Source organism: Streptomyces sp. NPDC059564 (assembly GCF_042735575.1).
In the GTDB taxonomy this organism is placed as follows: domain Bacteria; phylum Actinomycetota; class Actinomycetes; order Streptomycetales; family Streptomycetaceae; genus Streptomyces.
In genome coordinates this window covers 14,265-37,925 of record NZ_JBHWBP010000042.1, presented here as the reverse complement: position 1 = coordinate 37,925, position 23,661 = coordinate 14,265, and the positions used below count along the sequence as shown (strand labels likewise).

At 70.8% G+C, this 23,661-nt stretch carries 28 protein-coding genes; 6 read left to right on the top strand and 22 right to left on the bottom strand.

Translation table 11 applies throughout. From position 1 onward, the window contains the following. Window positions 1–61 precede the first annotated feature (61 nt). Complete coding sequence (locus ACFV0Q_RS11095) at window positions 62–1,642, bottom strand: MDR family MFS transporter (RefSeq protein WP_385003775.1); 1,581 nt, start codon at window positions 1,640–1,642, stop codon at window positions 62–64. A gap of 131 nt (window positions 1,643–1,773) precedes the next feature. Here ACFV0Q_RS11095 and ACFV0Q_RS11090 point away from each other — a divergent pair, with 131 nt between their 5' ends. Continuing rightward, a complete protein-coding gene (locus ACFV0Q_RS11090; protein ID WP_266574187.1) occupies window positions 1,774–2,361 on the top strand; it encodes a TetR/AcrR family transcriptional regulator in 588 nt (195 codons plus the stop codon). A gap of 139 nt (window positions 2,362–2,500) precedes the next feature. Here the strand turns inward: ACFV0Q_RS11090 and ACFV0Q_RS11085 are convergent, their stop codons facing one another. The 5 genes from ACFV0Q_RS11085 to ACFV0Q_RS11065 all read right to left on the bottom strand — a co-directional run bounded on the left by ACFV0Q_RS11085 (window position 2,501) and on the right by ACFV0Q_RS11065 (window position 5,827). Beyond that, entirely contained in the window at window positions 2,501–2,917 is a 417-nt protein-coding gene (locus ACFV0Q_RS11085) for a hypothetical protein (RefSeq protein ID WP_385003773.1), read from the bottom strand. 53 nt (window positions 2,918–2,970) lie between these two features. Further along, complete coding sequence (locus ACFV0Q_RS11080) at window positions 2,971–3,456, bottom strand: hypothetical protein (RefSeq protein WP_385003771.1); 486 nt, start codon at window positions 3,454–3,456, stop codon at window positions 2,971–2,973. 29 nt (window positions 3,457–3,485) lie between these two features. Beyond that, a complete protein-coding gene (locus ACFV0Q_RS11075; RefSeq protein ID WP_385003769.1) occupies window positions 3,486–4,775 on the bottom strand; it encodes a hypothetical protein in 1,290 nt (429 codons plus the stop codon). Between the two features lie 10 nt (window positions 4,776–4,785). After that, entirely contained in the window at window positions 4,786–5,223 is a 438-nt protein-coding gene (locus ACFV0Q_RS11070) for a hypothetical protein (protein WP_385003767.1), read from the bottom strand. A 109-nt stretch (window positions 5,224–5,332) separates the two neighbouring features. Further along, entirely contained in the window at window positions 5,333–5,827 is a 495-nt protein-coding gene (locus ACFV0Q_RS11065) for an ATP-binding protein (RefSeq protein WP_385003765.1), read from the bottom strand. 244 nt (window positions 5,828–6,071) lie between these two features. On the opposite strand from ACFV0Q_RS11065, the gene ACFV0Q_RS11060 reads away from it, so the two are divergent. Both ACFV0Q_RS11060 and ACFV0Q_RS11055 read left to right on the top strand, forming a co-directional pair. Next, a complete protein-coding gene (locus ACFV0Q_RS11060) occupies window positions 6,072–6,923 on the top strand; it encodes a helix-turn-helix domain-containing protein (RefSeq protein WP_385003763.1) in 852 nt (283 codons plus the stop codon). A gap of 11 nt (window positions 6,924–6,934) precedes the next feature. Beyond that, window positions 6,935–7,132 carry a hypothetical protein gene (locus tag ACFV0Q_RS11055; protein WP_385003761.1) on the top strand — a complete coding sequence of 66 codons (198 nt, stop codon included), beginning with the start codon at window positions 6,935–6,937 and terminating at the stop codon, window positions 7,130–7,132. A 15-nt stretch (window positions 7,133–7,147) separates the two neighbouring features. On the opposite strand, the gene ACFV0Q_RS11050 is transcribed toward ACFV0Q_RS11055, so the two are convergent. Both ACFV0Q_RS11050 and ACFV0Q_RS11045 read right to left on the bottom strand, forming a co-directional pair. Continuing rightward, window positions 7,148–8,134 carry a hypothetical protein gene (locus ACFV0Q_RS11050; RefSeq protein WP_385003759.1) on the bottom strand — a complete coding sequence of 329 codons (987 nt, stop codon included), beginning with the start codon at window positions 8,132–8,134 and terminating at the stop codon, window positions 7,148–7,150. A 63-nt stretch (window positions 8,135–8,197) separates the two neighbouring features. Next, the gene (locus ACFV0Q_RS11045; RefSeq protein ID WP_385003757.1) at window positions 8,198–8,620 is read right to left on the bottom strand and encodes a DUF1348 family protein; all 423 of its coding nucleotides are present in this window, start codon (window positions 8,618–8,620) and stop codon (window positions 8,198–8,200) included. 105 nt (window positions 8,621–8,725) lie between these two features. On the opposite strand from ACFV0Q_RS11045, the gene ACFV0Q_RS11040 reads away from it, so the two are divergent. Next, window positions 8,726–9,268, top strand: a complete 543-nt coding sequence (locus tag ACFV0Q_RS11040; protein ID WP_385003755.1) for a TetR/AcrR family transcriptional regulator — start codon at window positions 8,726–8,728, stop codon at window positions 9,266–9,268. Here ACFV0Q_RS11040 and ACFV0Q_RS11035 read toward each other — a convergent pair. From ACFV0Q_RS11035 to ACFV0Q_RS10970, 14 genes are all read right to left on the bottom strand, one after another. Then, entirely contained in the window at window positions 9,265–9,903 is a 639-nt protein-coding gene (locus tag ACFV0Q_RS11035; RefSeq protein WP_385003753.1) for an OmpA family protein, read from the bottom strand. The two genes, ACFV0Q_RS11040 and ACFV0Q_RS11035, sit on opposite strands and share 4 nt — an antisense overlap. Window positions 9,904–9,907: 4 nt before the next feature. After that, window positions 9,908–10,444, bottom strand: coding sequence for a hypothetical protein (locus ACFV0Q_RS11030; protein WP_385003779.1), 537 nt, complete (start codon window positions 10,442–10,444; stop codon window positions 9,908–9,910). A gap of 72 nt (window positions 10,445–10,516) precedes the next feature. Further along, the gene (locus ACFV0Q_RS11025) at window positions 10,517–11,131 is read right to left on the bottom strand and encodes a pilus assembly protein TadG-related protein (RefSeq protein ID WP_385003751.1); all 615 of its coding nucleotides are present in this window, start codon (window positions 11,129–11,131) and stop codon (window positions 10,517–10,519) included. Continuing rightward, a complete protein-coding gene (locus ACFV0Q_RS11020; RefSeq protein ID WP_385003749.1) occupies window positions 11,131–11,331 on the bottom strand; it encodes a hypothetical protein in 201 nt (66 codons plus the stop codon). The genes ACFV0Q_RS11025 and ACFV0Q_RS11020 overlap by 1 nt, the downstream gene beginning before the upstream one ends. A 110-nt stretch (window positions 11,332–11,441) precedes the next feature. Then, a complete protein-coding gene (locus ACFV0Q_RS11015; protein WP_385003747.1) occupies window positions 11,442–12,128 on the bottom strand; it encodes a response regulator in 687 nt (228 codons plus the stop codon). Further along, complete coding sequence (locus ACFV0Q_RS11010; protein ID WP_385003745.1) at window positions 12,125–13,222, bottom strand: sensor histidine kinase; 1,098 nt, start codon at window positions 13,220–13,222, stop codon at window positions 12,125–12,127. The genes ACFV0Q_RS11015 and ACFV0Q_RS11010 overlap by 4 nt, the downstream gene beginning before the upstream one ends. A gap of 2 nt (window positions 13,223–13,224) precedes the next feature. Continuing rightward, window positions 13,225–14,115, bottom strand: a complete 891-nt coding sequence (locus ACFV0Q_RS11005; protein WP_385003777.1) for a DUF5936 domain-containing protein — start codon at window positions 14,113–14,115, stop codon at window positions 13,225–13,227. 25 nt (window positions 14,116–14,140) lie between these two features. Then, window positions 14,141–15,079: a type II secretion system F family protein gene (locus ACFV0Q_RS11000; protein WP_385003743.1), complete on the bottom strand. Its 939-nt coding sequence runs from the start codon at window positions 15,077–15,079 to the stop codon at window positions 14,141–14,143. Then, window positions 15,076–16,422 (bottom strand): CpaF family protein, encoded by a 1,347-nt coding sequence (locus tag ACFV0Q_RS10995; protein WP_385003741.1) that lies wholly within the window; start codon window positions 16,420–16,422, stop codon window positions 15,076–15,078. The genes ACFV0Q_RS11000 and ACFV0Q_RS10995 overlap by 4 nt, the downstream gene beginning before the upstream one ends. Next, window positions 16,419–16,790, bottom strand: a complete 372-nt coding sequence (locus ACFV0Q_RS10990) for a TadE/TadG family type IV pilus assembly protein (RefSeq protein ID WP_385003739.1) — start codon at window positions 16,788–16,790, stop codon at window positions 16,419–16,421. The genes ACFV0Q_RS10995 and ACFV0Q_RS10990 overlap by 4 nt, the downstream gene beginning before the upstream one ends. 1 nt (window position 16,791) lies before the next feature. Beyond that, a complete protein-coding gene (locus ACFV0Q_RS10985; protein WP_385003737.1) occupies window positions 16,792–17,160 on the bottom strand; it encodes a TadE/TadG family type IV pilus assembly protein in 369 nt (122 codons plus the stop codon). Window positions 17,161–17,163: 3 nt separating this feature from the next. Beyond that, the gene (locus ACFV0Q_RS10980) at window positions 17,164–18,444 is read right to left on the bottom strand and encodes a CpaE family protein (RefSeq protein ID WP_385003735.1); all 1,281 of its coding nucleotides are present in this window, start codon (window positions 18,442–18,444) and stop codon (window positions 17,164–17,166) included. 7 nt (window positions 18,445–18,451) lie between these two features. Then, a complete protein-coding gene (gene cpaB, locus ACFV0Q_RS10975; protein ID WP_385003733.1) occupies window positions 18,452–19,153 on the bottom strand; it encodes a Flp pilus assembly protein CpaB in 702 nt (233 codons plus the stop codon). A 40-nt stretch (window positions 19,154–19,193) separates the two neighbouring features. Continuing rightward, window positions 19,194–20,099, bottom strand: a complete 906-nt coding sequence (locus ACFV0Q_RS10970) for a hypothetical protein (RefSeq protein ID WP_385003731.1) — start codon at window positions 20,097–20,099, stop codon at window positions 19,194–19,196. Between the two features lie 348 nt (window positions 20,100–20,447). Between ACFV0Q_RS10970 and ACFV0Q_RS10965 the strand changes: the two genes are divergently transcribed. Both ACFV0Q_RS10965 and ACFV0Q_RS10960 read left to right on the top strand, forming a co-directional pair. Next, window positions 20,448–22,142 (top strand): chitinase, encoded by a 1,695-nt coding sequence (locus ACFV0Q_RS10965; RefSeq protein WP_385003729.1) that lies wholly within the window; start codon window positions 20,448–20,450, stop codon window positions 22,140–22,142. Window positions 22,143–22,268: 126 nt separating this feature from the next. Continuing rightward, window positions 22,269–23,606 carry a M14 family zinc carboxypeptidase gene (locus ACFV0Q_RS10960; RefSeq protein ID WP_385003727.1) on the top strand — a complete coding sequence of 446 codons (1,338 nt, stop codon included), beginning with the start codon at window positions 22,269–22,271 and terminating at the stop codon, window positions 23,604–23,606. Window positions 23,607–23,661 lie beyond the last annotated feature (55 nt).

Sequence of the window (23,661 nt, the reverse complement as noted above, 5' to 3'; positions counted from 1 at the left end):
GGGGATGTCTCCCCGGGCCGGACCTTTTCGTGTGCGCTCGGTGCGTGGAACGTCAGTGACGTCAGTGCGCGAACGAGTCCTGCGGAGCCGGCGCGGCCTTGGCGCCCTCGCCGTCGGCCTGGGCCGGACCGGCGCCCCGCAGCGGGACCTCCTTGACGAACCAGGCGAGCGCGAAGCCCAGTACGGCGATCGCCGCGCCCAGCAGGAACGCCGAGTGCGTACCGGCGGCCACCGCGTGCTGGTAGGCGTCGCGGACGGCCTCGGGCAGCTTGGCCAGGCTCGCCGCGTCCAGCTGGGCGGAGCCGGCGGCCTTCGCGGCATCCGGGCCGAGCTTCTCCGACATGGTGTCCGTCACCTGGGAGGTGAACAGCGAACCCATCAGGGCCACGCCGAAGGAACCGCCGAGGGTGCGGAAGAGAGTGGCCGAGGAGGAGGCGACGCCCATGTCCTTCATCTCGACGCTGTTCTGCGCGACCAGCATGGTGATCTGCATCAGGAAGCCGAGGCCTGCGCCGAGGACGGCCATGTAGAGGCCGGACATCAGGCGGGTGGTGTCGGTGTCCATGGAGGCGAGCAGGAAGAGTCCGACGACCATCAGCGCGCCGCCGATGATCGGGAACATCTTGTACTTGCCGCTGCTGGTGGTGATCCGGCCCGCGATGAGCGAGACGACCATCATCGAGAGCAGCATCGGCAGGAGCAGCAGGCCCGAGTTGGTGGCGGAGGCGCCCTGGACCGCCTGCTGGAAGAGCGGGAGGTAGAGCACGCCGCCGAACATCGCGAAGCCGACGAGGAAGCCGATGACGGACATGAGGGTGAAGTTGCGGCTGCGGAAGATGTGCAGCGGCATGACCGGCTCGGCGGCCTTGGTCTCGACGAAGAGGAAGGCGGCGAGCGAGAGCACGCCGACGGCGATCAGGCCGATGATCTCCCCGGAGCCCCAGGCGTACTCGGTGCCGCCCCAGGTCGTCACGAGGACGGTCGAGGTGATGGCCACGGTCAGCAGGGCCGCGCCCAGGTAGTCGATCTTCCCTTGCGCCTTCTTCTTGGGAAGGTGCAGCACGGCGGTGACCATCGCGAGGGCGACGGCGCCGAGCGGGAGGTTGATGTAGAAGGCCCAGCGCCAGCCGAGGTGGTCGGTGATGGTGCCGCCGACCAGCGGGCCGCCGATCATGGCGAGGGCCATCACGCCGGCCATCATGCCCTGGTACTTGCCGCGCTCACGGGGCGGGATCAGGTCGCCGATGATCGCCATGACGCCGACCATCAGACCGCCGGCGCCCAGACCCTGGATCGCGCGGAAGCCGATGAGCTGGCCCATGTCCTGGGCCATGCCGCTGAGCACGGAGCCGACGAGGAAGATGACGATCGAGGTGAGGAACGAGCCCTTGCGCCCGTACATGTCGCCGATCTTGCCCCAGATCGGGGTGGAGGCGGCGGTCGCCAGGGTGTAGGCGGTGACCACCCAGGAGAGGTGTTCGAGACCACCGAGCTCACCGACGATGGTGGGCATCGCGGTACCGATGATCATGTTGTCGAGCATGGCCAGCAGCATGGCGATCATGAGCGCCATGAGGACGACGCGGACGCTGCGGGGCTTCACCTCCCCGGGCACCTCGGCCTGCTTGACTGTCTCGCTCATGTCCACTCCCCTGGCACCGGAACTTCACTTCGTATCGCCCGGCACTTACTTGCCGCCCGGCTAGTTCACTACACTGGGGAAGGTAGCCCCGTCACTAGCCGGGCGTCAAGTAAGTCTTTGTGGGGAGAGTCATGTCCAGCAGCTCCAGCGGCAGCGGTCCGCAGGCCAAGCGCGGGAACACGCGCCAGCGCATCCAGGAGGTCGCACTGGAGCTCTTCGCCGAGCAGGGGTACGAGAAGACTTCGCTGCGCGAGATCGCGGAGCGGCTGGACGTCACGAAGGCGGCGCTCTACTACCACTTCAAGACCAAGGAAGACATCATCATCAGCGTCTTCGAGGACTCGACGCGGCCGATCGACGAGCTGATCGAGTGGGCGCAGGGGCAGCCCCGGACGCTGGAGACGAAGCGCGAGGTGCTGCGCCGCTACAGCGAGGCGATGGCGGCGGGGGCCCAGCTGTACCGCTTCATGCAGGAGAACCAGGCGACGATGCGGGAGCTCAGCATCGGCGAGACCGTCAAGAAGCGGCTCTTCACACTGGTGGAACTGCTGCGTACGGAGGAGGGGCCGCTGGCGGACCAGGTGCGCTGCGTGAGCGCCCTGTTCACGCTGCACGCGGGGATGATGTTCCTCCAGCACGTGGAGGGCGACCCGGAGGAAACCCGCCAGGCCGCCCTGGAGGTCGCGACGGACCTCATCACCCGGGCCCACCAGGCGTAGCGGGCCCGACGGGCTTCGCGGACGGGGTTCCGCCCGACGTCCACCACCATGCCCGGATCCTCCCCGGCCGGTCGGCCGCGGAGGGTCCGAACACCCTTCCCGTCAGGGGATGTTCAACGGTCCATGGCCTGGGGACCGCTCACCACTTGAGCAGCACTCCGCGCCAGGTCCACCCCGCGGCGAGGACCGTGTCCCGCAGGGGGTCCTTCATGTCCCGCGAGTTGAACCGGAACGTCTCGACGAAGCGTCGACGGCCGTCGGGGCCCTTCTCGAGCTTCCACGTCCTGGCGACCATGGTCCCGCCCCCGCGGCCGTACTGGCGGCCGGAGTACTCGTGCGATATGTTCCCCCACTGCTCTTCGAGCGCCCGCACCTCGCGGGTCGCCGGAACCAGCCGCATACGGATCTTGACGGTCAGGTCCATCTGCGGAACGCGCCGGTCCGCCACCAGGTCGGCCTTCTCCTTCGGGAAGCCATGGCGCACCTGGAACAGCGCGTCGGGCCCGTTGAGCGCGAGCAGCGCTTCCCGCACCTCCATCGTGGGCAGGGGTCTCACACCGTGACTGGGGTACTTGGTACCGGCCAGTCTGTCCCTGAAGCGCCCCATCGTCAGACCCCCGCCCCGTCGTCCGGACGCACCGTCCGCACGAAGTCCTGGAAGTCGCCCAGGACGCTGTCGTATTGCGCTGCGGTGGCAGTCAGGGCCAGCCGGATCAAGGCGCGCCTGTGCGCGTCCTCGTCGTCCAGCAGGAACAGATAGACCTGGGACTGGACGAAGTCGCGGCGTGCGTCACCCACAAGGGTCGAGAAGGTGATCCGCTGGGCCAGGGCAGGCGCGTCGTCGGAGCCGAGTTCGCGACGATGGGTCACCGTCACCGATTCGGCGAACCCGCGCAGGCGTTCCACCGACGCCTCGGCAAGCTCGGCGGGCGTCACCTCACCCTTGGGGCGTCCCCCGTCAACGGTGATGTTGGCAGCGAACCCGGCATCCGGCCGAGGATGTACCGCGGCGTAGGCGACACCTGCGGGGGAGGCAGCCGGGAGCCAGCCCTCCGGCAGCGTGAATTCGATGGGCACCGGCAGCGTGGTGGGCATCTCGGCCCCTCCTTCCACAGAAACGCACATCAGTCGAACCAGTTGCCGATTTCCTGGGCCACTGCTCCAGCCGTTTTCTTGAATTTGCCCGGATCTACGGTGATCTCCAGTCCCACCGCACCTCCGAAGAGCGGGGAAAGGCCGGCCTTGCCGCCGAGCTCCCACACGCCGGTCTTCTCGTCTTTCCGCCAGCCCAACGAGGCCTCCGCCCCCTTCCCGGCCCATCCTTCACCCGTCAGACCGACACCGAGACCGCCGGACTCCACACCCCCCGCGGCGGTGACCTTCCCTCCGGCGAACGCCTTCGCGCCGACGGTGACCTCTTCCTGGGTCACCTTGCCGGCCACCCCGGCCTCACCTCCGGCGAATGCCTCCATTCGCCCATAGGCGGCGTGCGGACCGTATTCGATCCGGGCTTCTTGCAGGAACCGCAGCCCCGCGGACGTCTCACCCTTGGCAACCAAGCCCTTGTCGGTGAAACCCAGGTTCCCAGTGGCTCTGACACCCCCGTAGACGTCCTCCACCCCGGAAAGCTTCAGCCCTCCGGCGGTTTCCTCTCCGCTCCCGGATGCGTGGAAGAGGTCGACGTACGCCTTGACCGAGCCCTCCTTCCCGTACTTGATGCCGCTGGCCGTCCAGCCGACGTCGGGGCCGGTCACCGTAACAGGGTCGGGATGCGCCTTGATATCGGCCGGTTCATGCTTCCTGGCCTTGGCCAGGTCGCCCTCTGCGTAGTTGTTGAAGCCGGTGAGGGTCTCGTCGGCACCCTTGCCCAGGGCATCCCTGTTGCTGTCGACAACCGCGGCTTCGAGAGCGTCCTTGACGTGCACGTCTGCTTCGGTCACAGCCTTGACACGGTCGTCGATGTGCTTCTGCCACATATCGACCGCGGTGCGGATGGCGGACCGGCCGTCAGGATCGTGGTCGTAGGCGCTGCGCTCGGCAGGGGTGAGCTTGGCGTGGTCGAAGGCGACGCGGCCCTGCTCGGAGACGGTCATGCCGGCGGCTATCGCATCGTCGCGGGCGCTTTCGAGCTTCGCCTTGAGGCCACTGAACTGCTCGTGGGCGCCGCGCAGAAGGCTCGCGATCGCCTTGGCCTGGTTCTGCGCCGCCGAGTACTCATAGCGCGTCGCCGTGAACTTGGTTCGGGCAACACCAGCACTGACACCGGACCAGTTGTCGCCCATGGTGATCTTCTGGACGGTTTCGCCGTAGCGGGACTCGACCTTCTTCAGTTCGCCCGCCATCCCTTCCCATGTGGCGGCCGCCGACGTCAGCAGACCCAGATCCGTCGTCATGACTTTGCTGTAGGTCAGCACTGCGACCCCCTCAGAGGTGATTCAACTTCGACTGCGAAAGGAAGCGGTCACGCAGGCCCGTGTCATTGCCCACGAAGAGACCCGAGGCCCCGCGCAGCGCGGTCTTCTCTCCCGCGAGGCGGCCCATCAGGGTCTTCACCTGCTGGTCCCAGGTATCCGCCACCTTCGTCAGGCCTGCGGCTGTATCCCAGCCGTCGAAGCCCTTCCGTGCGGTGCTGGTGGCGCCATCCGCATGGTCGACGGCCTTTTTCGTGTCGGGCTCCAATTCGGTTTCTATGGCGCCCGCAGCCGCTTTCTTCTCCGCCGGCGTCGAAGCGAAGCCTCCGGGCCCGCCCGGAGCCAACGGTGGCAGCCCCGCCCCCGGCCCACTGTTCAACCTCGTCCTCGCCTCGTGGTCCGCGCCGTCTGCGTGCGAACGCGCCCACTCCTGGCTGACATCCTCCGACATAGCACCCCCGTCGAAAATTTGATCTTATGTTCGCCACTCCGAGGGACGCTCCCGCCAGCTGACGAGCCGTGGCAGAAATGGCGGCAAGTAGACGCTGCGCGGCGCATCTTCAACCCAGGAGGTATCCGACAGCCCCGGCGTGGGGCAGGCTCGCCCAGGTCCGCGTTCCGCCCCCGGGCTCCCGCGACTCCCCGAACCCCCAGGCCCCGCCGCAGTCCCGCACGACGGCCGCCATCACCCGTAGCCCCGCCCGCCGCCGGGCCTCGCAGTGGGCCGCCAGGCGGGGGTGCGCGTGGGGGGCGTGGCCGTCGTAGACGCTGAGCCGCAGCGCGTCGTCGCGGTAGCGGACGGCGAGGTAGAGGCTCCGCCCGGGCTCCAACTGCCAGGTGGCAGCGATGAGTTCGCCGGTGACCTGCACGGCGGCGGTTGCGAGGGAGTCGAGCCGGTAGGCGTGCAGCACGGACCGTACGGCGCCCCGCGCGATCTGGGCACTGTACGGGGCCCCGGGCACGGTGAGGCTGCACGCGAGCTCATCGGGCGAGGGCGGCTCACCACTGCCGGAAAGGACCCGGGGCGGCGGACAGGACGGAAAGGGGACAGACATCTCGGACTCCCTGAAGTCGACGGTGACAGTGGCGAGTTCGACGCGCACGAGGTGCTGACGCGGGGCGGTGCGGGGAGCGTGGCTCGTCGCCGAGGCCGAAGCATGCTGCGGCGATGCACTTCAACTCCCTTGCGTGAGCGGTGCGTCACCTAACGTAGCGTCGATAGTGGCCTATTGGCCACTGAGTCACGGCAATTAACCCACTCGTGGATTCGTGAGGCGGTGGCACGGCAGACTGACACCCATGCCGCCACGCACCGCACCGACCGAACGGCAGAAGCGACTGGGCGCCGAGCTGCGCCGCATGAGGCTGGCCGCCGACGTGACGGCCGAGTCCGCGGCCGGTCTGCTCGGAATCGACCGGCCGAAGGTCTCCGCCATCGAGCAGGGCATCCGCACCATCAGCGAGGAACGACTGCGTTCCCTGGCCTGCCACTGCGACTGCGCCGACGGCGAGTACGTCGACGCACTCGTCGCCATGACGCGGCCGCGCAAGCGCGGTTGGTGGGAGCGTTACCGGGGTTCACTGTCGGCACCGGTGCTGGACATCGCCGAGCTGGAGGCGCACGCCACACGCATGCGGTGTGCCCACTCGGTGCACGTCCCCGGGCTCCTCCAGACCAGCGACCACGCGTTGGCCCTCTTCCGGCTCGTCCTGCCCGCCCTCCCCGAGCACGAGATCGCCCTGCGGCTCGCCCACCGCCTGGAGCGCCAGCAGGTACTGGACGGCGACTCCGCCCCCGAGTACGTCACCGTCGTCCACGAGGCCGCGCTCCGGATGCAGTTCGGCGGCCCCAAAGTCGCGCGGGCACAGCTGGAACACCTGAACCGGTCGTCCGAACGGAGCAACATCGTCCTGCGCGTCCTCACCTTCGAGGCGGGAGGGTTCCCGGGCGCTGGGCAGACCGTCAACTACCTGGAAGGCCCCGTCCCCCGGCTCGATACGGCGCAGGTGGACAGCACACACGGCCCCGACTTCCTGCATACGGAAGCCCAACTGGCCAAGTACCGGGCCCAGCTGGATTGGATGGAGCGGCTCAGCCTCTCCCCGGAGGCATCCCGGGACTTCATCCACAGTCTGGCCCGCCAACTCTGAGAGGACCCCCAATGACCGACATCACCTGGGAAGAAGCGTTCTGCGGCGAAGGCGCGAGCTGCTACAGGATCGGGGTGGACCGGGACGGGAACAGCTACATCGCCGTCGCGGGCGCGGAGGCGGCGTACCTCACCGACTCCGCCGAGTCGCTCCGCCAGCTGATCCGGGACATCAAGGCCGGCAAGGCAGACCACCTGCTCGCCGACTGAACCCGCCCGGACGGGCTACGGCTCGACCGCGCGGGCGTGGTTGATCAGGGTCGGGAGGGCAGCGCCGCCGCCCGCCGCGTTGGGGCCGCCCGTACCGCCCCAGTTCTCCGCGCTCTGGGTGGCCACCACGCGCGGCCACTCCTCGCCTTCCCACCAGCCGAAGTACGGGCCGCCGGACTGGCCGTCCACCGCGTCGTTGCGGTGCACCACCCGGACGGCGTCGTGCCCGCCGAGGCTCTCGGGGACGGTGCTGTCCATGATCCCGTCGCCGTGGTACACGGGCCGGGACGCGGAGCCGATGTCGAAGGGGTATCCGACGTGGCCCCAGACGGCCTGCCCGTTCCAGTCGTCGGAGTAGGTGCGCGAGCCCATCCAGCCGACGGATTCGCCGAGACGGGTGTTGAGGACGCAGACGACGTAGTCGAAGGCGGCCTCCTGGGAGTCGATGCCGTCGGCGTCGCTCCCCTGCCGCCAGTAGTAGACACGGGTCGCGTAGGCGCTGCCGAAGGGCTCGCTCGTGTCGTACTGGAGCGGCGTGAAGGTGATCCAGTCGGAGCCGCCGTCCCCGAGCCAGGGGACGATGTGGCTCGCGGTCATCATGTGGCGGGGCCCGATCATGACGCCCGAGGCCGAGCCGCCCGGCGTGGCCACGCGACCGCAGGTGCGCCAGGGGAACGCGGTGTCGGTGAAGGCGTAGCGGGTGTCGGGCAGGAAGACGGCGGTGGGCTCGCCCAGGTCGTCGCGCTGCCCGTCGGGGCGCCGCCACCGGGGCGCGGGGCGGCCTTCGAGGGCGCGCCGCGGGTACGGGGTGACGGGTACGCCGCGCGGGAGGTACCCGTCGGGCTCCGTCTCGCGGGCCGGGGGGACGGGCATGGTCACCCGTACGGTCTCGGGGCGCGGCGGGAAGGTGTGCTCGGGGGCGTAGCGGCCCGTCGGGGTGGAGCCGGGACGCGCGGGGACGCGGGAGTCCCACGCGGAGGGCGGGATCGGGGCGGTGGTCACGGGCCTCCCCTACCTCGCCCGCGGCGCCCCAACCGCCCGGCGGGCGAGGTCCACACGTCCGGGCTACCGCGCCGTGAGGCGGCGGTCCTCCTCGGCGATCGGGACGTCGTTGATGCTGGCCTCGCGGCGGCGCATCAGGCCGTCGGGGGCGAACTCCCACTGCTCGTTGCCGTGGCTGCGCCACCACTGGCCGGCGGTGTCGTGCCACTCGTACGCGAAGCGGACCGAGATGCGGTTGCCGGTGTACGCCCAGAGTTCCTTGCGGAGCCGGTAGTCGAGCTCGCGCTCCCACTTGTCGGCGAGGAAGGCGCGGATCTCGGTGCGGCCGGTGAGGAAGAGGTCGCGATTGCGCCAGACCGAGTCCTCCGTGTACGCGAGCGCGACGCGTTCGGGGTCCCGGCTGTTCCAGGCGTCCTCGGCGGCCCGCACCTTGGCGCGGGCGGACTCCTCGGTGAAGGGGGGCAGGGGCGGGCGGGTCGCGGACATGGCGTGCCTTTCTGCGCACGGAGGCGAGAACGGTCGTTCTCTGCGTCTCGCAGCCTAGGAGAACGTACGTTCTCTACGCAAGGGAAAATCGGCTACGCTGCGCCCATGGACGACGAAGAGGCCCGGACCCGACTCCTCGACGCGGCGGAGGAGCTGTTCTACGCGCACGGCATCCAGGCCGTCGGCATGGACCGCATCCGCGCGGCTTCGGGCGTCCCGCTGAAGCGGCTGTACCGGCTCTTCCCGGCGAAGGATGCCCTGGTCACGGCCTACCTGGAGCGGCGCGACCAGCGCTGGACGGCCGGCTTGCGGGAGGCCGTGGCGGCGGGCCCCGACGACCCGGTGGCGGCCGTCTTCGACTGGCTCGCGGGGTGGTTCTCGGAGCCGGACTTCCGGGGCTGCGCCTTCCTGAACGCGTACGGGGAGCTGGGCGAGGGCCCGGCCGGGGTGCTGGACGTCGTACGCCGCCACAAGGCGGAGCTGCGCTCCCTGCTGGCCGGGCTGACGCCCGGCTCCCCCGTCCTCACGGACCAGTTGCTGATCCTGGTCGAGGGAGCGACGGCCGTGGCCGCCCTCTCCCCCGGCCCGGAACCCGCCCACCGGGCCCGCGCGGCGGCGGAGGCCCTCCTGGCGGCGGCGGCGCGCTAGCCTCCGGCGGTGCTGCGGGGGAAGGTGATCTCGACGCGGCGGTTCTTCTTGCGGCCCTCTTCGGTGCCGTTGTCGGCGATGGGGTAGTCCTCGCTGTAGCCGCGGACGTCGTAGGTGACGCCGGGACTGGTGACGGTCTTGGCGAGCTCCGCCTGCACGGCGTCGGCGCGCTGCTTGCTGAGCTCCTGGCCGTGCTCGTAGGTGCCCTGGTCGTCGGTGAAGCCGAAGACCCGGACGCGGGTCGCCTTCTGCGTGTTGATCTCGTTGGCGATGGCCTGTATGCGGGCGGCCGCCTGGGCGTTGAAGACGGCGCTGTTCTCGGGGAAGAGCACCTCGGACTGCAGCGCCATCATGACGGTCTGGTTGGTCTCCTGCCGCCGCTGCTCCCCGCCGAGGTCCTCGACGACCTCGGCGATGTCGAGCACCTTGACGGGCGCGAGGGTCCCGCCCTGGGGGATCTTCAGCCCGGGCGAGGCGGAGTCGATCCGTACGGGGGCGGCGGCGGACGGCTCCGTGCCGGGTGGGGTGGTGGGCTTGTCGTCCGCGTACGCGGAGGTCGCACCGATCGCGTGGGCGCCCGCGATGACGAGGGCGGAGACGGCGGTAGCCGCGGCTACGCGGTGGCGTGTGGTCATGGCGTCACCCGGAGAGTTTGACGGTTGCCGTGGCGAAGGTGGGGAGGCCGAATTCCACCTCGGTGGTGCCGGTCGGTGGCGCGGGGAACTGAGCGAAGAACGGAACGACTTGGCCAGCCTCGATGATGGCCAGGCCAGTGGTGCACAGGCACCGGCCCTCCGTGTCGCGGAGCACGTAGTAGCGCTTCTTCCCGGCTTTGTCGACCAAGGTCACACCGGCGACGGATACGCCGCTGGCATTGAGTTCATTGCCCCGCCATGGCGCGGTATTCACGTAGGGAGTGCCACCGGTGTTCTTCAACTGGCCCTCGATGGTGACGAATCCGCCAGCATCACGGGCGGCCTTGTTGATGGTCAACACCATTCCGGACTCACCGTTCACCGTGGCGAGGATCTGACTCGGGGGCGGGACATCGGCCTTAGACGAGGGCGACGAGGAGGCCTCGCCACCTCCCTGCGACTTCGACGCACCGGGATCGGCAGGCTTGCCGGACGTGTCGCTGCCGCCACATCCGGTCAGGGCGAGAGCCAAGACAGCCACCATTCCCACAGCTGCCTTCGCATGGGCTGTCCGCCGAACACTCATGTACTGGGCTTCCTTGTCTCTCAGTCGTCAGTCGATCAGACGTATGTCGAACAGCGCCCTACCCAGGAAACCCCACGGCAGTGGCCGAGCGGGATCGAAGACGACATCCGCCCCCCTGTCGCACGTGAAGCCGACCGGACCAGGCGGCTCGGCCGTCGGCGCCCCGCCACCCGTCCCACCTGGCGACTTGAGGTGACAGCGGGGGACGATCTCCGCGGTCGCGCCAGCCATGCCGTGGCGCCCGCTCACTCCGGGAACGACGGAATTCCCCACCGTCGCGTTCGTCGTCACGCGGGCGGTGAAGCGGAGTCCCGCCTGACTGCACGTAGCCGTCGCACCGTTCCTCCCGGCGAAGCTGCTCGCCGCACCACAGGCTCCCGAGCCATCGAAGGCATCGCCCTTCAGGATCCGCTCCCAGACGTCCGGCGGGAGCGCGGCGAGATCGAGTCCGGGCAGCAAGGTGTCTCGCGCCTCACGCGCCGCCGCCAGGGCGGCGGCATCCGCCGCCCCTTGCGCATCGCTCCGCACGATCGCCGCCTTGCCGACCGTGAAATATGCGAGCGCCGCGAACAGCAGCAGCACAATGAAGACCGCGTACAGCGGAAACGCCTGTCCACGGTCGTCCCGCAGAGTCCGCCTCATCACCTGCCGGCAGTGATGCTGGCGACCGCTCCCGTGATCTTGGTGGTGATGGCCTGACCGATGCCCGTTCCGATGATCGCGCCGATGATCACCACGACCACCAGGATGATCCCCAGGTACTCGAACGCCGTCTGGCCTCGGTCCTTCGTGCTCTTGCCCTCGTACCGCTTCCGCATCCTTGCCAGGGTGTTCTGCAACATGGGGGTTCCCTCCCGGGCCGGTGCCGCTGTTGGTTTGCGGACGGTACGCCGTGTCACCGGTCGTTACCAAGGGTCCCGGGGCCCAAATACGGACCCATTGCGCAGGGCGTCTACCCATGGCCGGTCACCCCTGGACGGGCGGTTCCCAGCCAGCGGGCTATGGCTTCGCTGCGGGTGGTGCTGTGCAGTTTCGCGAAGATGCGGTTGATGTGGTTCTTGACCGTCTTCTCGCTGATGAAGCAGGCGCCGGCGATCTGCTGGTTGTTCATGCCGGACGCGATCAGATCCATGATCTCCACCTCCCGCGAACTCAGCCCGAAGGCAACGGAGTTGTGAACCCGCTCCGTAGACTGTGCCATAGAACGTTGCTGTTGCGAAGAGGACCGGAGCTCCGCGAGGAGGGCGTTCGCCGCCGTCGGGGTGAAGTGGGCGCGGCCCGCGTGGGTGTCGCGGACGGCGCGCAGGAGGTCGTCCGGCGTGAATTCGCCGTGGACGAGGTAGCCGCCCGCGCCCAGGAGCAGGGCCTCGCGGACGATGTCGGCCTCCTGGCTGTACGTCAGCATCAGGACGGGGGCCAGGCGCACCAGGTGCGGGAGGGCCGAGATGCCGTCGACCCCGGGCATGCGGACGTCCAGCAGGATCACGTCCGGGGTGTGGAGCCGGGTCAGGTGGAGGGCCTCGTGGCCGTCCCGGGCCTCCGCGACGACCGCGAGGTCGGCGGTGGTGGACAGGAGGGCGCTCAGGCCCGCCCGGACGACCGGGTTGTCGTCGGCGATCAGGACGCGCAGCGCGGTCACGGGCGGCCCCCGACCGGGAGGGTCAGGCGGACGCGGGTGCCGCAGAGGCCCTCGGGGCGGGGCCCGAGGTGGAGGTCCGCCCCGATCGAAGCCGCGCGTTCGCGCATGCCGAGTACGCCGAAACGCCCGGCCGGGGGTGCGGGAGGGAGCCCGACGCCGTCGTCGTCCACCGTGACGGTGAGGGCGGCGGCCCCGGCGCACACCGACACCTCCACGCGCGAGGCCCCCGCGTGGCGCCGGGCGTTCTCCACCGCCTCCGCGGTGATGGAGAGGAGGTGGTGGCGGACCGTGGAGGGGAGGGCCGGGAGTTCGCCCGTGGTGTGCACCTCCGTGCCGAGGGCGTGGAGAGCGGGAAGCAGCGCCGCCGCCGGTGCGCGCAGCTCCGTCAGGAGGGCCCGGGACTCCGCGGACGCGCGCCGGGCCGCCTCCGCCACCAGTTCGGCCTGGCGGCGCATCGCCGCCGGGTCCGGCATCCGGGCGAGGGCGTCGGCGGCCAGCGCCAGGCCGTGCAGGGTCTTCGCCACCGAGTCGTGCATCTCCCGGGCCAGCCGCTCCCGTTCGGCCCGGACGGCCTCCGCCGCCACGAGGCTCCGTACGGCCGCCCCGTACCGCGGCAGCCACTCCCGCAGCGCGGACCCGGCCGCGCCGGCCACCACGCAGAGCAGGCACAGGACGAACCCGCCGCCCAGCCCGGCCACCGCCACCGCCTGCGCGGCCGCGTACACCGCCGAGCCCCGCCACCCGTAGACCAGCCCGGCCAGCAGCGGGGTGCACAGGGAGACCAAGTCGACCGGCGACGTCGGGGTGGCCACGGCGAGGAGCAGCCCGTTCAGGGCCATGTCCGCCGCCAGCAGCCGGCGGTGGCGCAGCAGCAGCGGCCCGAAGCGCTCCCAGTCGCGGAACAGGAGGTAGGAGAGGAGGAAGGTGGCCAGCAGGGCGCCGGACACCAGGTACACGGGCCCCCCGGGCGCGGTGCGGCCGAGCGCGAAGGGCGCGCCCAGGGCGATCACGGCCAGCCGGAAGGCGAACACCCGCCGGCACAGCGCCTGGAGGGCGTTCGCCTGGAGCCTTGACTCGAAAGACGGCGCGGCCACGGCTACCCGCCCCCCAGCAGCGCGCCGAAGTCCACGTTCGCCCCGTAGACGAACCCGCAGACGAGCAGGATCAGCGTCCCAGGCAGCATGAACATGGTCACCGCGAAGGTCGCCTTCGGGACGGCCCGCGCCGCGCGCCGCCGGGCGTTCTGGGCGTCGGTGCGCCGCATGTCCTCGGCGATGGCGATGAGGGTCTCCACGATCGGGGAGCCCAGCTCCTCGCCCTGCTGGAGGGCGGTGACGAACTGGGCGACCTGCTCGGAGTCGTTGCGCTTGCGCAGGTCGTCGAAGGCCTGACGGCGGCTGACGCCCATGTCCATCTGCTGCAGGGTGATGCGGATCTCGTCGGACCAGGGGCCCTCGTACTTGTCGGCCACCCGCTCCAGCGCCTGCCGGAAGCCGAGCCCGGCGCTCACCACCACCGCCAGCACGTCGAGGAAGTCCGGGAGGATCCGCTCGATGTGGTCGCGGCGCACGCGGATGGCCGACCACAGCCCGGCCTCGATCCAGAACAGCCCGAAGGCGACCATGAGCAGGGCGAAGACGAGCCGCCCGTTCATCAGCATCGCCAGGGCGCCGAGCCCGCCCAGGAATCCGTACACCGCGCGCCGGGCGGCGTACCGGTCGATGGTCAGACCGGCCGGGTTGCCCGCCATGTCGATCTGGCGGCGCTTGCGGGCCACCTGCCGGGGGCCCATCAGTCGCAGCACCAGCGGCGCCCAGCGGATGCCGAGCCGGTCGACGACCGAGCCGACGGCGGTGGTGCGGGTGGCGCCGACCTCCAGGGCCAGGGCGAGGTCGGTGGGGAGTTTGACGTCGGCGCGGTAGAGGCGGATGCCGTACAGGACGCCGAAGACGGACGCGGCGGCGGCCAGGGCGAGGAGGAAGGGCAGGTAGGCACTCATTTCGTCGTCCCCCTCACACGTCGATCTTCGAGAGCCGGCGGATCAGTACGAAGCCCAGCGCGAACAGGCCGAGCGAGACGATCACCGCCACCTGCCCGACGAACGCGCCCGTCATCCGGTCCAGCGCGCCGGGCATCATCGCGTTCACCAGCAGCAGCGAGCCGAGCCCGATGACGGGCACCAGGTACGCGGTCACCGTCACCTGCGAGAGCTGCGTACGGATCTCCCTGCGCGTCTCCTTGCGCTGCTCCAGGGTCACGGTCAGGTTCCGCAGGCTCCCCACGATGGCCCCGCCCGCGCGCGCCGACAGGACCAGGGTGGACACCAGGACGACCAGTTCGCGGGACGGGAGCCGGTCGACGATCTCCCCGAGGGACTCCTCGATGGAGTGCCCGACGGCGAGCCGGTCCGCGACCCGGGCCAGTTCCTCGCCCGCCGGGGCCTCCAGTTCCTCGGCCGCCATCCCGATGGCGGTGCGCAGGGCCAGTCCGGCCTGGGTGGCGTTGGCCAGGATCCGGGCGAGCTCGGGGAGCTGGTTGATGAAGCGTTCGGTGCGGCGGGCGCGCTGCCAGTTCAGGAAGGCGTTGGCGGCCCAGAGGCCGATCAGCCCGGCCACCGGCCCGAAGAAGGGGGCCAGCAGGGAGGCGCAGACCAGCCATGTCCCGGCGACGGCCAGCAGCATGTAGACGAAGAACTCGCCCGGGGTGAGGTCCAGCCCCGTGGTCGCCAGCTTCAGTTCGATGCGGCGGCCCAGCCCGGTCCCGCGCAGACGGCGGTCCACGCCCCGGAACCGGCGCCTGCGTCCGGCCGGCGGGGTTTCGCCCGTCGCCGAGAGGCGTTCCACGAGGCCTGCGCGCTGGGCGAGCCCGGCCGAGTAGGCGTGCACCCCGAGGGCCGTGAACAGCCCGGCGAGCAGGGTCGCGCCGAGGGTGAGGAGGACGAGGTTGGTCACAGGACGGTCCGGGAGGTGAGCGGGTCGAGGAGGTCGTCGGGCGGGGCGACGCCGAAGGCCTGGGGGATCGGCTGGCTGGTCAGGTACAGCCGTTCCGCGACCCGGCGCGGCAGCGGGCCGTACGCGAAGTAGCCGTGCACGCGCCCGTCGGGGCCCATCGGCTGGGCGACGTAGCGGCAGACGGTGGTGATGCGGAAGGGCTCGCGGCCGTGGGATTCGAGGATGGAGATCTCCGTGATGCGGCGCGAGCCGTCGCCGAAGCGGGTGAGCTGCACGATGACGTTGACGGCGCTGTTGATCTGGTCCTGGAGCGCCTCGAAGGGGATCTCCACCTCCGACATGGAGGCGAGGGTCTGCAGGCGGGTCAGGGCTTCGGCCGAGCTGTTGGCGTGGACGGTGGCGAGGGACCCGTCGTGGCCGGTGGACATCGCCTGGAGCATGTCGAGGGTCTCGCCGCCGCGGACCTCGCCGACGATGATGCGGTCGGGGCGCATGCGCAGGGAGTTGCGTACGAGGTCGCGGATGGTGATCTGGCCCTTGCCCTCCACGTTGGCGGGGCGGGATTCGAGGCGGATCACGTGCGCCTGCTGGAGCTGGAGTTCGGCGGAGTCCTCGATGGTGATGATCCGCTCGCCCTCCGGGATCAGCCCGGACAGGGCGTTGAGGAGGGTGGTCTTGCCGGTGCCGGTGGCCCCGGACACGATCACGTTCATCTTCGCCTGGACCAGCCCGGACAGCAGCAGGAGCATCTGCTCGTCCAGCGAGCCGAGGGCGATCATCTCGTGCAGGGTGAAGGCGCGCGGGAAGCGGCGGATGGTGAGGGTCGCGCCGGTGAGGGAGAGCGGCGGGATGATGACGTTGACGCGCTCACCGCTGGGCAGGCGCGCGTCGACCATCGGATTGGCCTCGTCCACGCGGCGGTTGACGGTGGACACGATGCGCTCGATGGTCTGCATCAGCTGCTCGTGCGACGCGAAGCGGAGCGGGAGCTGCTCGACCCGGCCGGAGCGCTCGACGAAGATCTGGTCCGGGCCGTTGACCATGATCTCGGAGATCGAGGCGTCTTCGAGGAGCGGTTCGAGCACGCCGAGCCCGAGGGCCTCGTCGACGACGCGGCGGATCAGCTGGGCCCGCTCGGTGGTGGACAGGACGGGGCCCTCGCGGCTGATGATGTGCCCGAGTACGCGTTCCAGGCGGGCGCGGCGCTCGGCGGGCGCGAGCGCGGACATCTCGGCGAGGTCGATCTCTTCGAGCAGTTTGGCCCGGTACGAGGAGACCAGTCGGCCGTCCTCGCGGGGGCCGTGGCGGTCGTCGGGGGTGTTGACCCGGGAACGCAGGCTCATGGACGGGCTCCGTTCGGGTCGTCGTTGGGCATGACGGCCGTGGCCGTGGCCGGTTCCGGGTCCAGCCCGGGGATGATCGAGTTGATCGGGATGGACACGTGCGCGGTGACGGCGTCGGCGTCCTTGGTCACGTCCACCGTCGCGGTGAGACCGCCCCGGACGGCCGCCCGGCCCGCCGCCGCCCCGCCCGAGCCCTTGCGGGCCTCCACCCGCGCCGCCGTCCGCGCGGCCGTGTCCGCCTGTTCGTGGACGTACGCCACCCAGCCCAGCTGGATCCCGCAGAGCGCGACGAACAGCAGGATCGGGATGAAGCCGATGTACTCCAGGGCCACTTGGCCCCGGTCGGAGCGGATGCGTCGCCGTCTCACGTCACTCCGCCTCCTTCTCCATCGCCGCGCCGGCCGTGCCCGTGAGCTCGCCGAAGTCGAGCCCCGGGTAGAAGACCGGGATCTTGAGCTTGACCGTCGCCTTGTACACATCACCGGCCGGGCCGCAGTCCACCTGAAGGGCCCACGCGCCGCCGACGTGCTCCCCGGCGGCCGCCGCGCACGCCCCGCCGCCCTTGACCGCCCCCGCGCGGGCCGCCTCGTCCGCCGCGTTGCCCGCCAGCGAGAAGGCGTAGCCGATCAGTACGCACTCCCACACCGCCGCCACGAGCAGCAGGATGAGCGGGACCATGCCGACGAACTCGACGGCCACCTGGCCCCGGTCCCCGCGTACGGATCCCCGCGCGGCCACCGCTCAGCCCTCCCGGCCGCGCCGCAGGCGGGCCACCGGGCCGGCCGCGCGCAGCGCGAGGGCCGAGCCGGAGCCGGAGCCGGCGGGGGCCGGGGATCCCGCCGGGGCGTCGGGGGCGGCGAGCAGGCCCAGTTCGGCGGCCAGGGTCCACAGGGCCTGCTTCACCGTCGAGCGGTTGTCGAGGTCCTGCACCCGGCCCGCGTCCACCACCGCCTGGAGTTCCTTGAAGGCGGCCGGGACCGGGGTGCGGGTGGGCCGGGTCTTGGTGATCTTCTCGATCAGGGAGGGCTGGATCTCGGTGTGCTTGCTCCAGCGGTTCACCACCATCACGGTGTCCTCGGCCTTGCGGACCTGGAGCCGCTCCCACATCCGGACCATCCGCTTCGCCGCCCGCACGGCGACCACGTCGGGGGTGGTGACCATGACGGCGACGTCGGCCAGTTCCACGGCGGTGGCGTTGGCGCCGGTCACCTGGGTCCCGCAGTCGATGACGACGAGTTCGTAGCGGGAGCGCAGGGCGCCGATCACCTGCCGGGCGGCGCGCTCGTCGACCTCCTCGCCCCGCTCCCCCTCCGCCGGGGCCAGCAGCAGGGCCAGCCCGGTGCGGTCCTCGTAGACGGCGTCCTGGAGGACGCGCGGGGAGATGTCCTGGATGCCGGCGAGGTCGGCGATGGAGCGCCGGAACTGCACGTCGAGGTACGAGCCCACGTCCCCGGCCTGCAGGTCGAGGTCCACCAGGGCGGTACGCCGCCCCGCGGCGGCCGCCGCCAGCGCGAACTGGACGGCGGTGAAGGTGGTGCCCACACCCCCCTTGGCCCCGGTGACGGTGACCACCCGGCCGCCCGGACCGGCCGGCACCTCGGGGCCGCGCCCCAGGTGGCGGCGTACGCCCACGGACCACTGGGCGGCGGCCTGGACGCGGGCGGCGAGCTCCTCGTAGGCGAGGGGAAGGCCGATCAGGCCGCGCGCGCCGGAGTCCATGGCGGCGGAGAAGAGCCCGGGCCCGGCGTCGGAGGAGATCAGCACCACGCCCACCGCCGGGAAGCGCAGGGCGACTTCGCGGATCACCTCCAGGGCGGGAACGGGGCCGATCCGCTCGTGGACGAGGACCACCTCGGGCAGCTCGTCGAGGGAGTCCGCGGCCAGCCGGCCCAGGGTGTCGAGGAGGGAGGTGGAGTCGGGGACGGGAGCGGCGGGCTCGGCGTCCGGGAGCTGGCTGAGCAGCGCCACGATGGCGCGGGCGGCGTCCGGGTCACCGGCCGCGGGGAGGATTCGGGTGGTCATCCGGGCCTCACTTGTCCCCGTCGAGGGTGTACGTGCGGTCGCTCGGGCCGGGAGTCGAGTCGGTGCCGGGGGCCACCAGGGCCAGGCGGACGTGCTCGGCGAAGGACTCGGCGTACGCGACGCGCTGGGTGTCCTTGGTGTTCAGGGCGAAGGTGATCGGGACCGCCTCGGCGGGGCCCTTCTTGTCGCTGTCCTTGTCGAGGGGGGTGAGCTTGCCGACGCCCAGGACGCGGGCGTTGGCGACGATGATGACCGAGCGGGCGGGGTCGGTGTCCTTGGCGCCCTTGAAGGTGGCGAGGATGTTGACCTTGGCGCCGGAGGTGATCTTGCCGGCGACGCCCGTCGCCGCGTCGATCATGATGGCGATCTCCTGCTCCCCGGGCTGGAGCCTGGGCTGGTCGACGTACATGTCGCTCTGGAGCAGCGAGCCGTGTTTCAGGGTGGTGAGCGCGATCTTGCCCTGGAGCGCGCCGAGGTCGGTGACGGCGGTGTCGGAGAGCCACCGCTTGGGGACCTTGACCTCCTCGAACTGCCCCGCCGTGAGCGGGCTGTACGGGGCGATGTCGCCCTTGACGCGGTACGCGACGACCTCGGCCCCGACCTTGGAGTTGACGTCGCCGATCACCACCAGGACCCCGGCGAAGGCCGCGAGGGCGCACAGGACCGACAGCAGGAGCAGGATGACGCCGCGGCGCTGGCGTGAGTTCATGAGCCGTACTACCTCGCCGTTCTTCGTTCGTTCGGGCCGGTCAGGATCTGGTGCGGGGGCGGGCGTGGCCGCGTGCGGGGGTGCGGCCGGGATCCTCGGGCGGGGGCGCGGCCAGCGGCGCGGCGCAGAATCCGCAGCGGTCGCCGATGAGCTCGAACCCGCACCAGCGGCACTCCTCGCGGCGCACCGAGGCGACCAGCTGGTAGAGCACGGAGACGTCGGGGATGGCGGCGGCGAACTCGACGAGCTTCGGGGTCGCCCACCAGCGGGCCGAGTCGGCGGGCAGCGGGTTCTCCATGACGCCCTGCACCTGCCAGGCAGGGGCCAGTTCGGCGGTCACCCAGTCGGAGGACAGGGCCCCGCGGGCGAAGGTGAGGTGCGTGGCGAAGCCGGGGCCGGGCGGCAGGACGCCCTGCGCCGCGGCCGCCTGTCCGGAGGCGGCGAGCTTCGCCAGGTGCGGGGCGGGGTGGGCGAGGACGGCGAACTGGGCGCCCGGTGACCAGGACCGGGCGTGGGCCTTGAGCCCGACGGGTACCCGGTCCAGCTTCGCGACCGTGCCCAGCAGTGCGCCCGCGTAGATGTAGTGGGACAGCAGCCGGGCGGCGGAGGCTATGACTCCGGGGCTGAAGTCGCAGACGGTGAGCTGGCGCAGCTGACGCACCAGCACGGCGGTGCCCAGGGGCGGGAGATCGACGTCGAGGAGCGCGATCCGGTCGGTTTCCAGGATGGCCCGTACGGTGTGCAGCCGGCGGACGGTGGCCGCCGGGAGCCAGGGCGGTACGACGGCCACGAGGTGGCCGTGGCGCTCCAGCAGGGCGGTGGTCTCGGCGAGCGCGCCCTCCAGGTCGGCCTCGCCGGGCGGACGCAGCACGGCGGCGCCCGGGGTGTGCCGGTCGGGGGCCGGCAGCACCAGGTCGGCACTGGTGACAGCGATGGCGGTCGGCACGCGAATCCCCCCGTTCACCCGGTACGCGACGCCGGTTCGCGTGGCCGTCACGTACGCGCACATGCTGCGCGACCGCAAACGATCGACGCCCTTCCCCCTTGCCCCAGCACCATATCCGCGTCGCCCCTGGCGGGGCAGGGCCTTGGTGATTCCCGTGCCGGAAGCACGTGTCACAGGTGGCGGGAAACCCGGACAACAAGGATCGGAAGCCCGAACATTTCAAGCCACTTTGCAAAGTCTCTTGACACGGAGATTGGTCTGGACCAACTTGGCCGCACCGGCAGTTCGTTACGGGGATCCCCACTCCCCCTGCCGTCACTTCCCCCTTCCTCCCCCCACGGAGCCCACGTGAACCGCATACGCTCCCTCGCCCTGCTGGGCGCCGCCACCCTCACCGCCGGGGGGCTGACCGCCCTCGCGGCGGGCACCGCCCAGGCCGCCGACGTCAACGTCGCCCGCAACGGCGGCTTCGAGTCCGGACTCGCCAACTGGTCCTGTACGGGCGGCAGCGGCGCCGCCGTCTCCTCCCCGGTCTTCGCCGGAGCGGGCGCCCTGCGCGCCACCCCGGCGGGCTCGGACAACGCGCAGTGCAGCCAGACCGTCACGGTCAAGCCGAATTCCACGTACACGCTGAGCACCCAGGTGCAGGGCTCGTACGTGTACCTGGGCGCGACCGGCACGGGCACCCAGGACGTCTCCACCTGGACCCCCGGCTCCGGCGGCGGCTGGCAGAAGCTGTCGACCACCTTCACCACCGGCCCGAGCACCACCCAGGTCACCGTCTGGACCCACGGCTGGTACGGCCAGCCCGCCTACACGGTGGACGAGTTCAGCGTCTTCGGCCCGGACGGGGGCGGCGGCACCGACCCCGGCCCGAGCGTGCCGGGCGCGCCCTCCGGGGCCGCCGTTTCCGGCCAGAGCGCGAACGGGCTCACCCTTGCGTGGAACGCGGTCAGCGGGGCCACCGGCTACTACGTCCATCAGGACGGGGTCCGCGTCCGGACCGTCACCGCCGCCTCCGCCCAGATCACCGGGCTCGCCGCCGCCACCTCGTACTCCTTCCAGGTGAGCGCGTACAACGCGGCGGGCGAGGGGCCCAGGTCGGCGGCGGTCACCGGCACCACGACGGGCGGCGGCGGCCCGAACCCGAACCCGGCGGTCCCCAAGCACGCCCTGACCGGCTACTGGCAGAACTTCAACAACGGCGCGACCGTCCAGAAGATCTCCGACGTCTCGTCCCAGTACGACATCATCGCCGTCTCCTTCGCCGACGCCACGACCACGCCCGGCGCCATCACCTTCAACCTGGACTCGGCGGGCCTCGGCGGCTACACCGTCGCCCAGTTCAAGGCCGACGTCGCGGCGAAGAAGGCGGCCGGCAAGTCCGTCATCCTCTCCATCGGCGGCGAGAAGGGCACCATCTCGGTCAACGACTCCGCCTCCGCGAACAACCTGGCGAACTCGGCGTACGCGCTGATGCAGGAGTACGGCTTCAGCGGCATCGACATCGACCTGGAGAACGGCCTCAACCCGACGTACATGACGCAGGCGCTGCGCTCCCTGTCGGCGAAGGCGGGCTCCTCGTTCGTCCTGACCATGGCCCCGCAGACCATCGACATGCAGTCCACGCAGGGCGGCTACTTCAAGACGGCCCTCGCGGTCAAGGACATCCTGACCGTGGTCAACATGCAGTACTACAACAGCGGCTCGATGAACGGCTGTGACGGCAAGGTCTACTCCCAGGGTTCGGTGGACTTCCTGACGGCACTGGCCTGCATCCAGCTGGAGGGCGGCCTCGACGCCTCGCAGGTGGGCATCGGCGTCCCGGCCTCGACCAGCGGCGCGGGCAGCGGCTACGTCTCGCCGGCCATCGTCAACAACGCCCTGGACTGCCTGACCAAGGGCACGAACTGCGGCTCCTTCAAGCCGTCGAAGACGTACCCGGGACTGCGCGGTGCGATGACCTGGTCGACCAACTGGGACGCCAAGGCGGGTAGCGCCTGGTCCAACGCGGTGGGTCCGAAGGTCCACGGCCTCCCGTAGGCGGTAGGTGTGGGGGTGGCTGATTCGGTCCTGCGGAACCCAGCGGGTTCTTGACCCGGACATGCCACGAGAGCACGCTGTGCGCGTCCGCACGGCTACCCCCACACTCCCCACCCAGGAGAACGCATGCGGCTCCACCACCGCAGGAGGGCCGCCGTCACGGCGGCCCTGCTGGCGCTCGCGCTCGGCGCACCCGCCTACGGCATGAGCGCGACGGCAGCACCGCCGCCCACCCCGTCGACCGCGACGCAGGACGAGTCGATCGTCCAGTACGAGATCCAGGGCCCCTCCACGGCCGCGGAGCGCACCGCGCTCCTGAGCAGCGGAGTCTCCATCGACGAGGTGGACGCCCGCTCGGTCGTGGTCAGCGCCGACCCGATGCAGGCCAAGACCCTGCGGGCACGGGGCTACAAACTGACCGCCCTGCCCGGCCCGCCCGACCGCTCCGAGCGCGGCGTCGCCGCCCGCCCGATGGACTTCCCGTCGGCGGACTCCAAGTACCACAACTACGCCGAGGCGAGCGCGGAGATCGACCAGCGCATCGCCCAGTACCCCGGGATCATGAGCAAGCAGGTCATCGGGAAGTCCTACGAGGGCCGCAACCTCTACGCCATCAAGATCAGCGACAACGTCGCCACCGACGAGGCCGAGCCCGAGGTCCTCTTCACGGCCCACCAGCACGCGCGTGAGCACCTCACGGTGGAGATGGCCCTGTACCTGCTCAAGGAGTTCGGCTCCAAGTACGGCACGGACTCCCGGATCACCAACATGGTCAACGGGCGCGAGATCTGGATCGTCCCCGACCTCAACCCCGACGGCGGCGAGTACGACATCGCCACCGGCTCCTACCGCTCCTGGCGCAAGAACCGGCAGCCGAACAGCGGCTCCTCGTACGCCGGCACCGACCTGAACCGGAACTGGGACTACAAGTGGGGCTGCTGCGGCGGCTCCAGCAGCAGCAAGAGCTCCGAGACCTACCGTGGCCCCGCCGCCGCCTCCGCGCCCGAGGTCAAGGTGGTCTCCGACTTCGTCCGCAGCCGCGTCGTCGGCGGCAAGCAGCAGATCACGGCCGCCATCGACTTCCACACGTACAGCCAGCTGGTCCTGTGGCCCTTCGGCTGGACGTACAACGACACCGCGCCCGGCATGACCGCCGACGACCTCGCCGCCTACAAGAAGATCGGCACGAGCATGGCGGCCAGCAACGGCTACACGCCGGAGCAGTCGAGCGACCTGTACATCACGGACGGCACGATCGACGACTGGCTGTGGGGCAACCAGAAGGTCTTCGCCTACACCTTCGAGATGTACCCGTCCGAATCCGGCGGCGGGGGCGGCTTCTACCCGCCCGACGAGGTGATCGACCGCGAGACCTCGCGCAACAAGGAGGCCGTGCTCCAGCTCCTGGAGAACGCGGACTGCATGTACCGCTCCATCGGCAAGGAAGCCCAGTACTGCCCGTAACCCGCGACCGGAACGAAAAGGGGCGCCCCACCGCCAGGGGGGCGCCCCTCCCGCA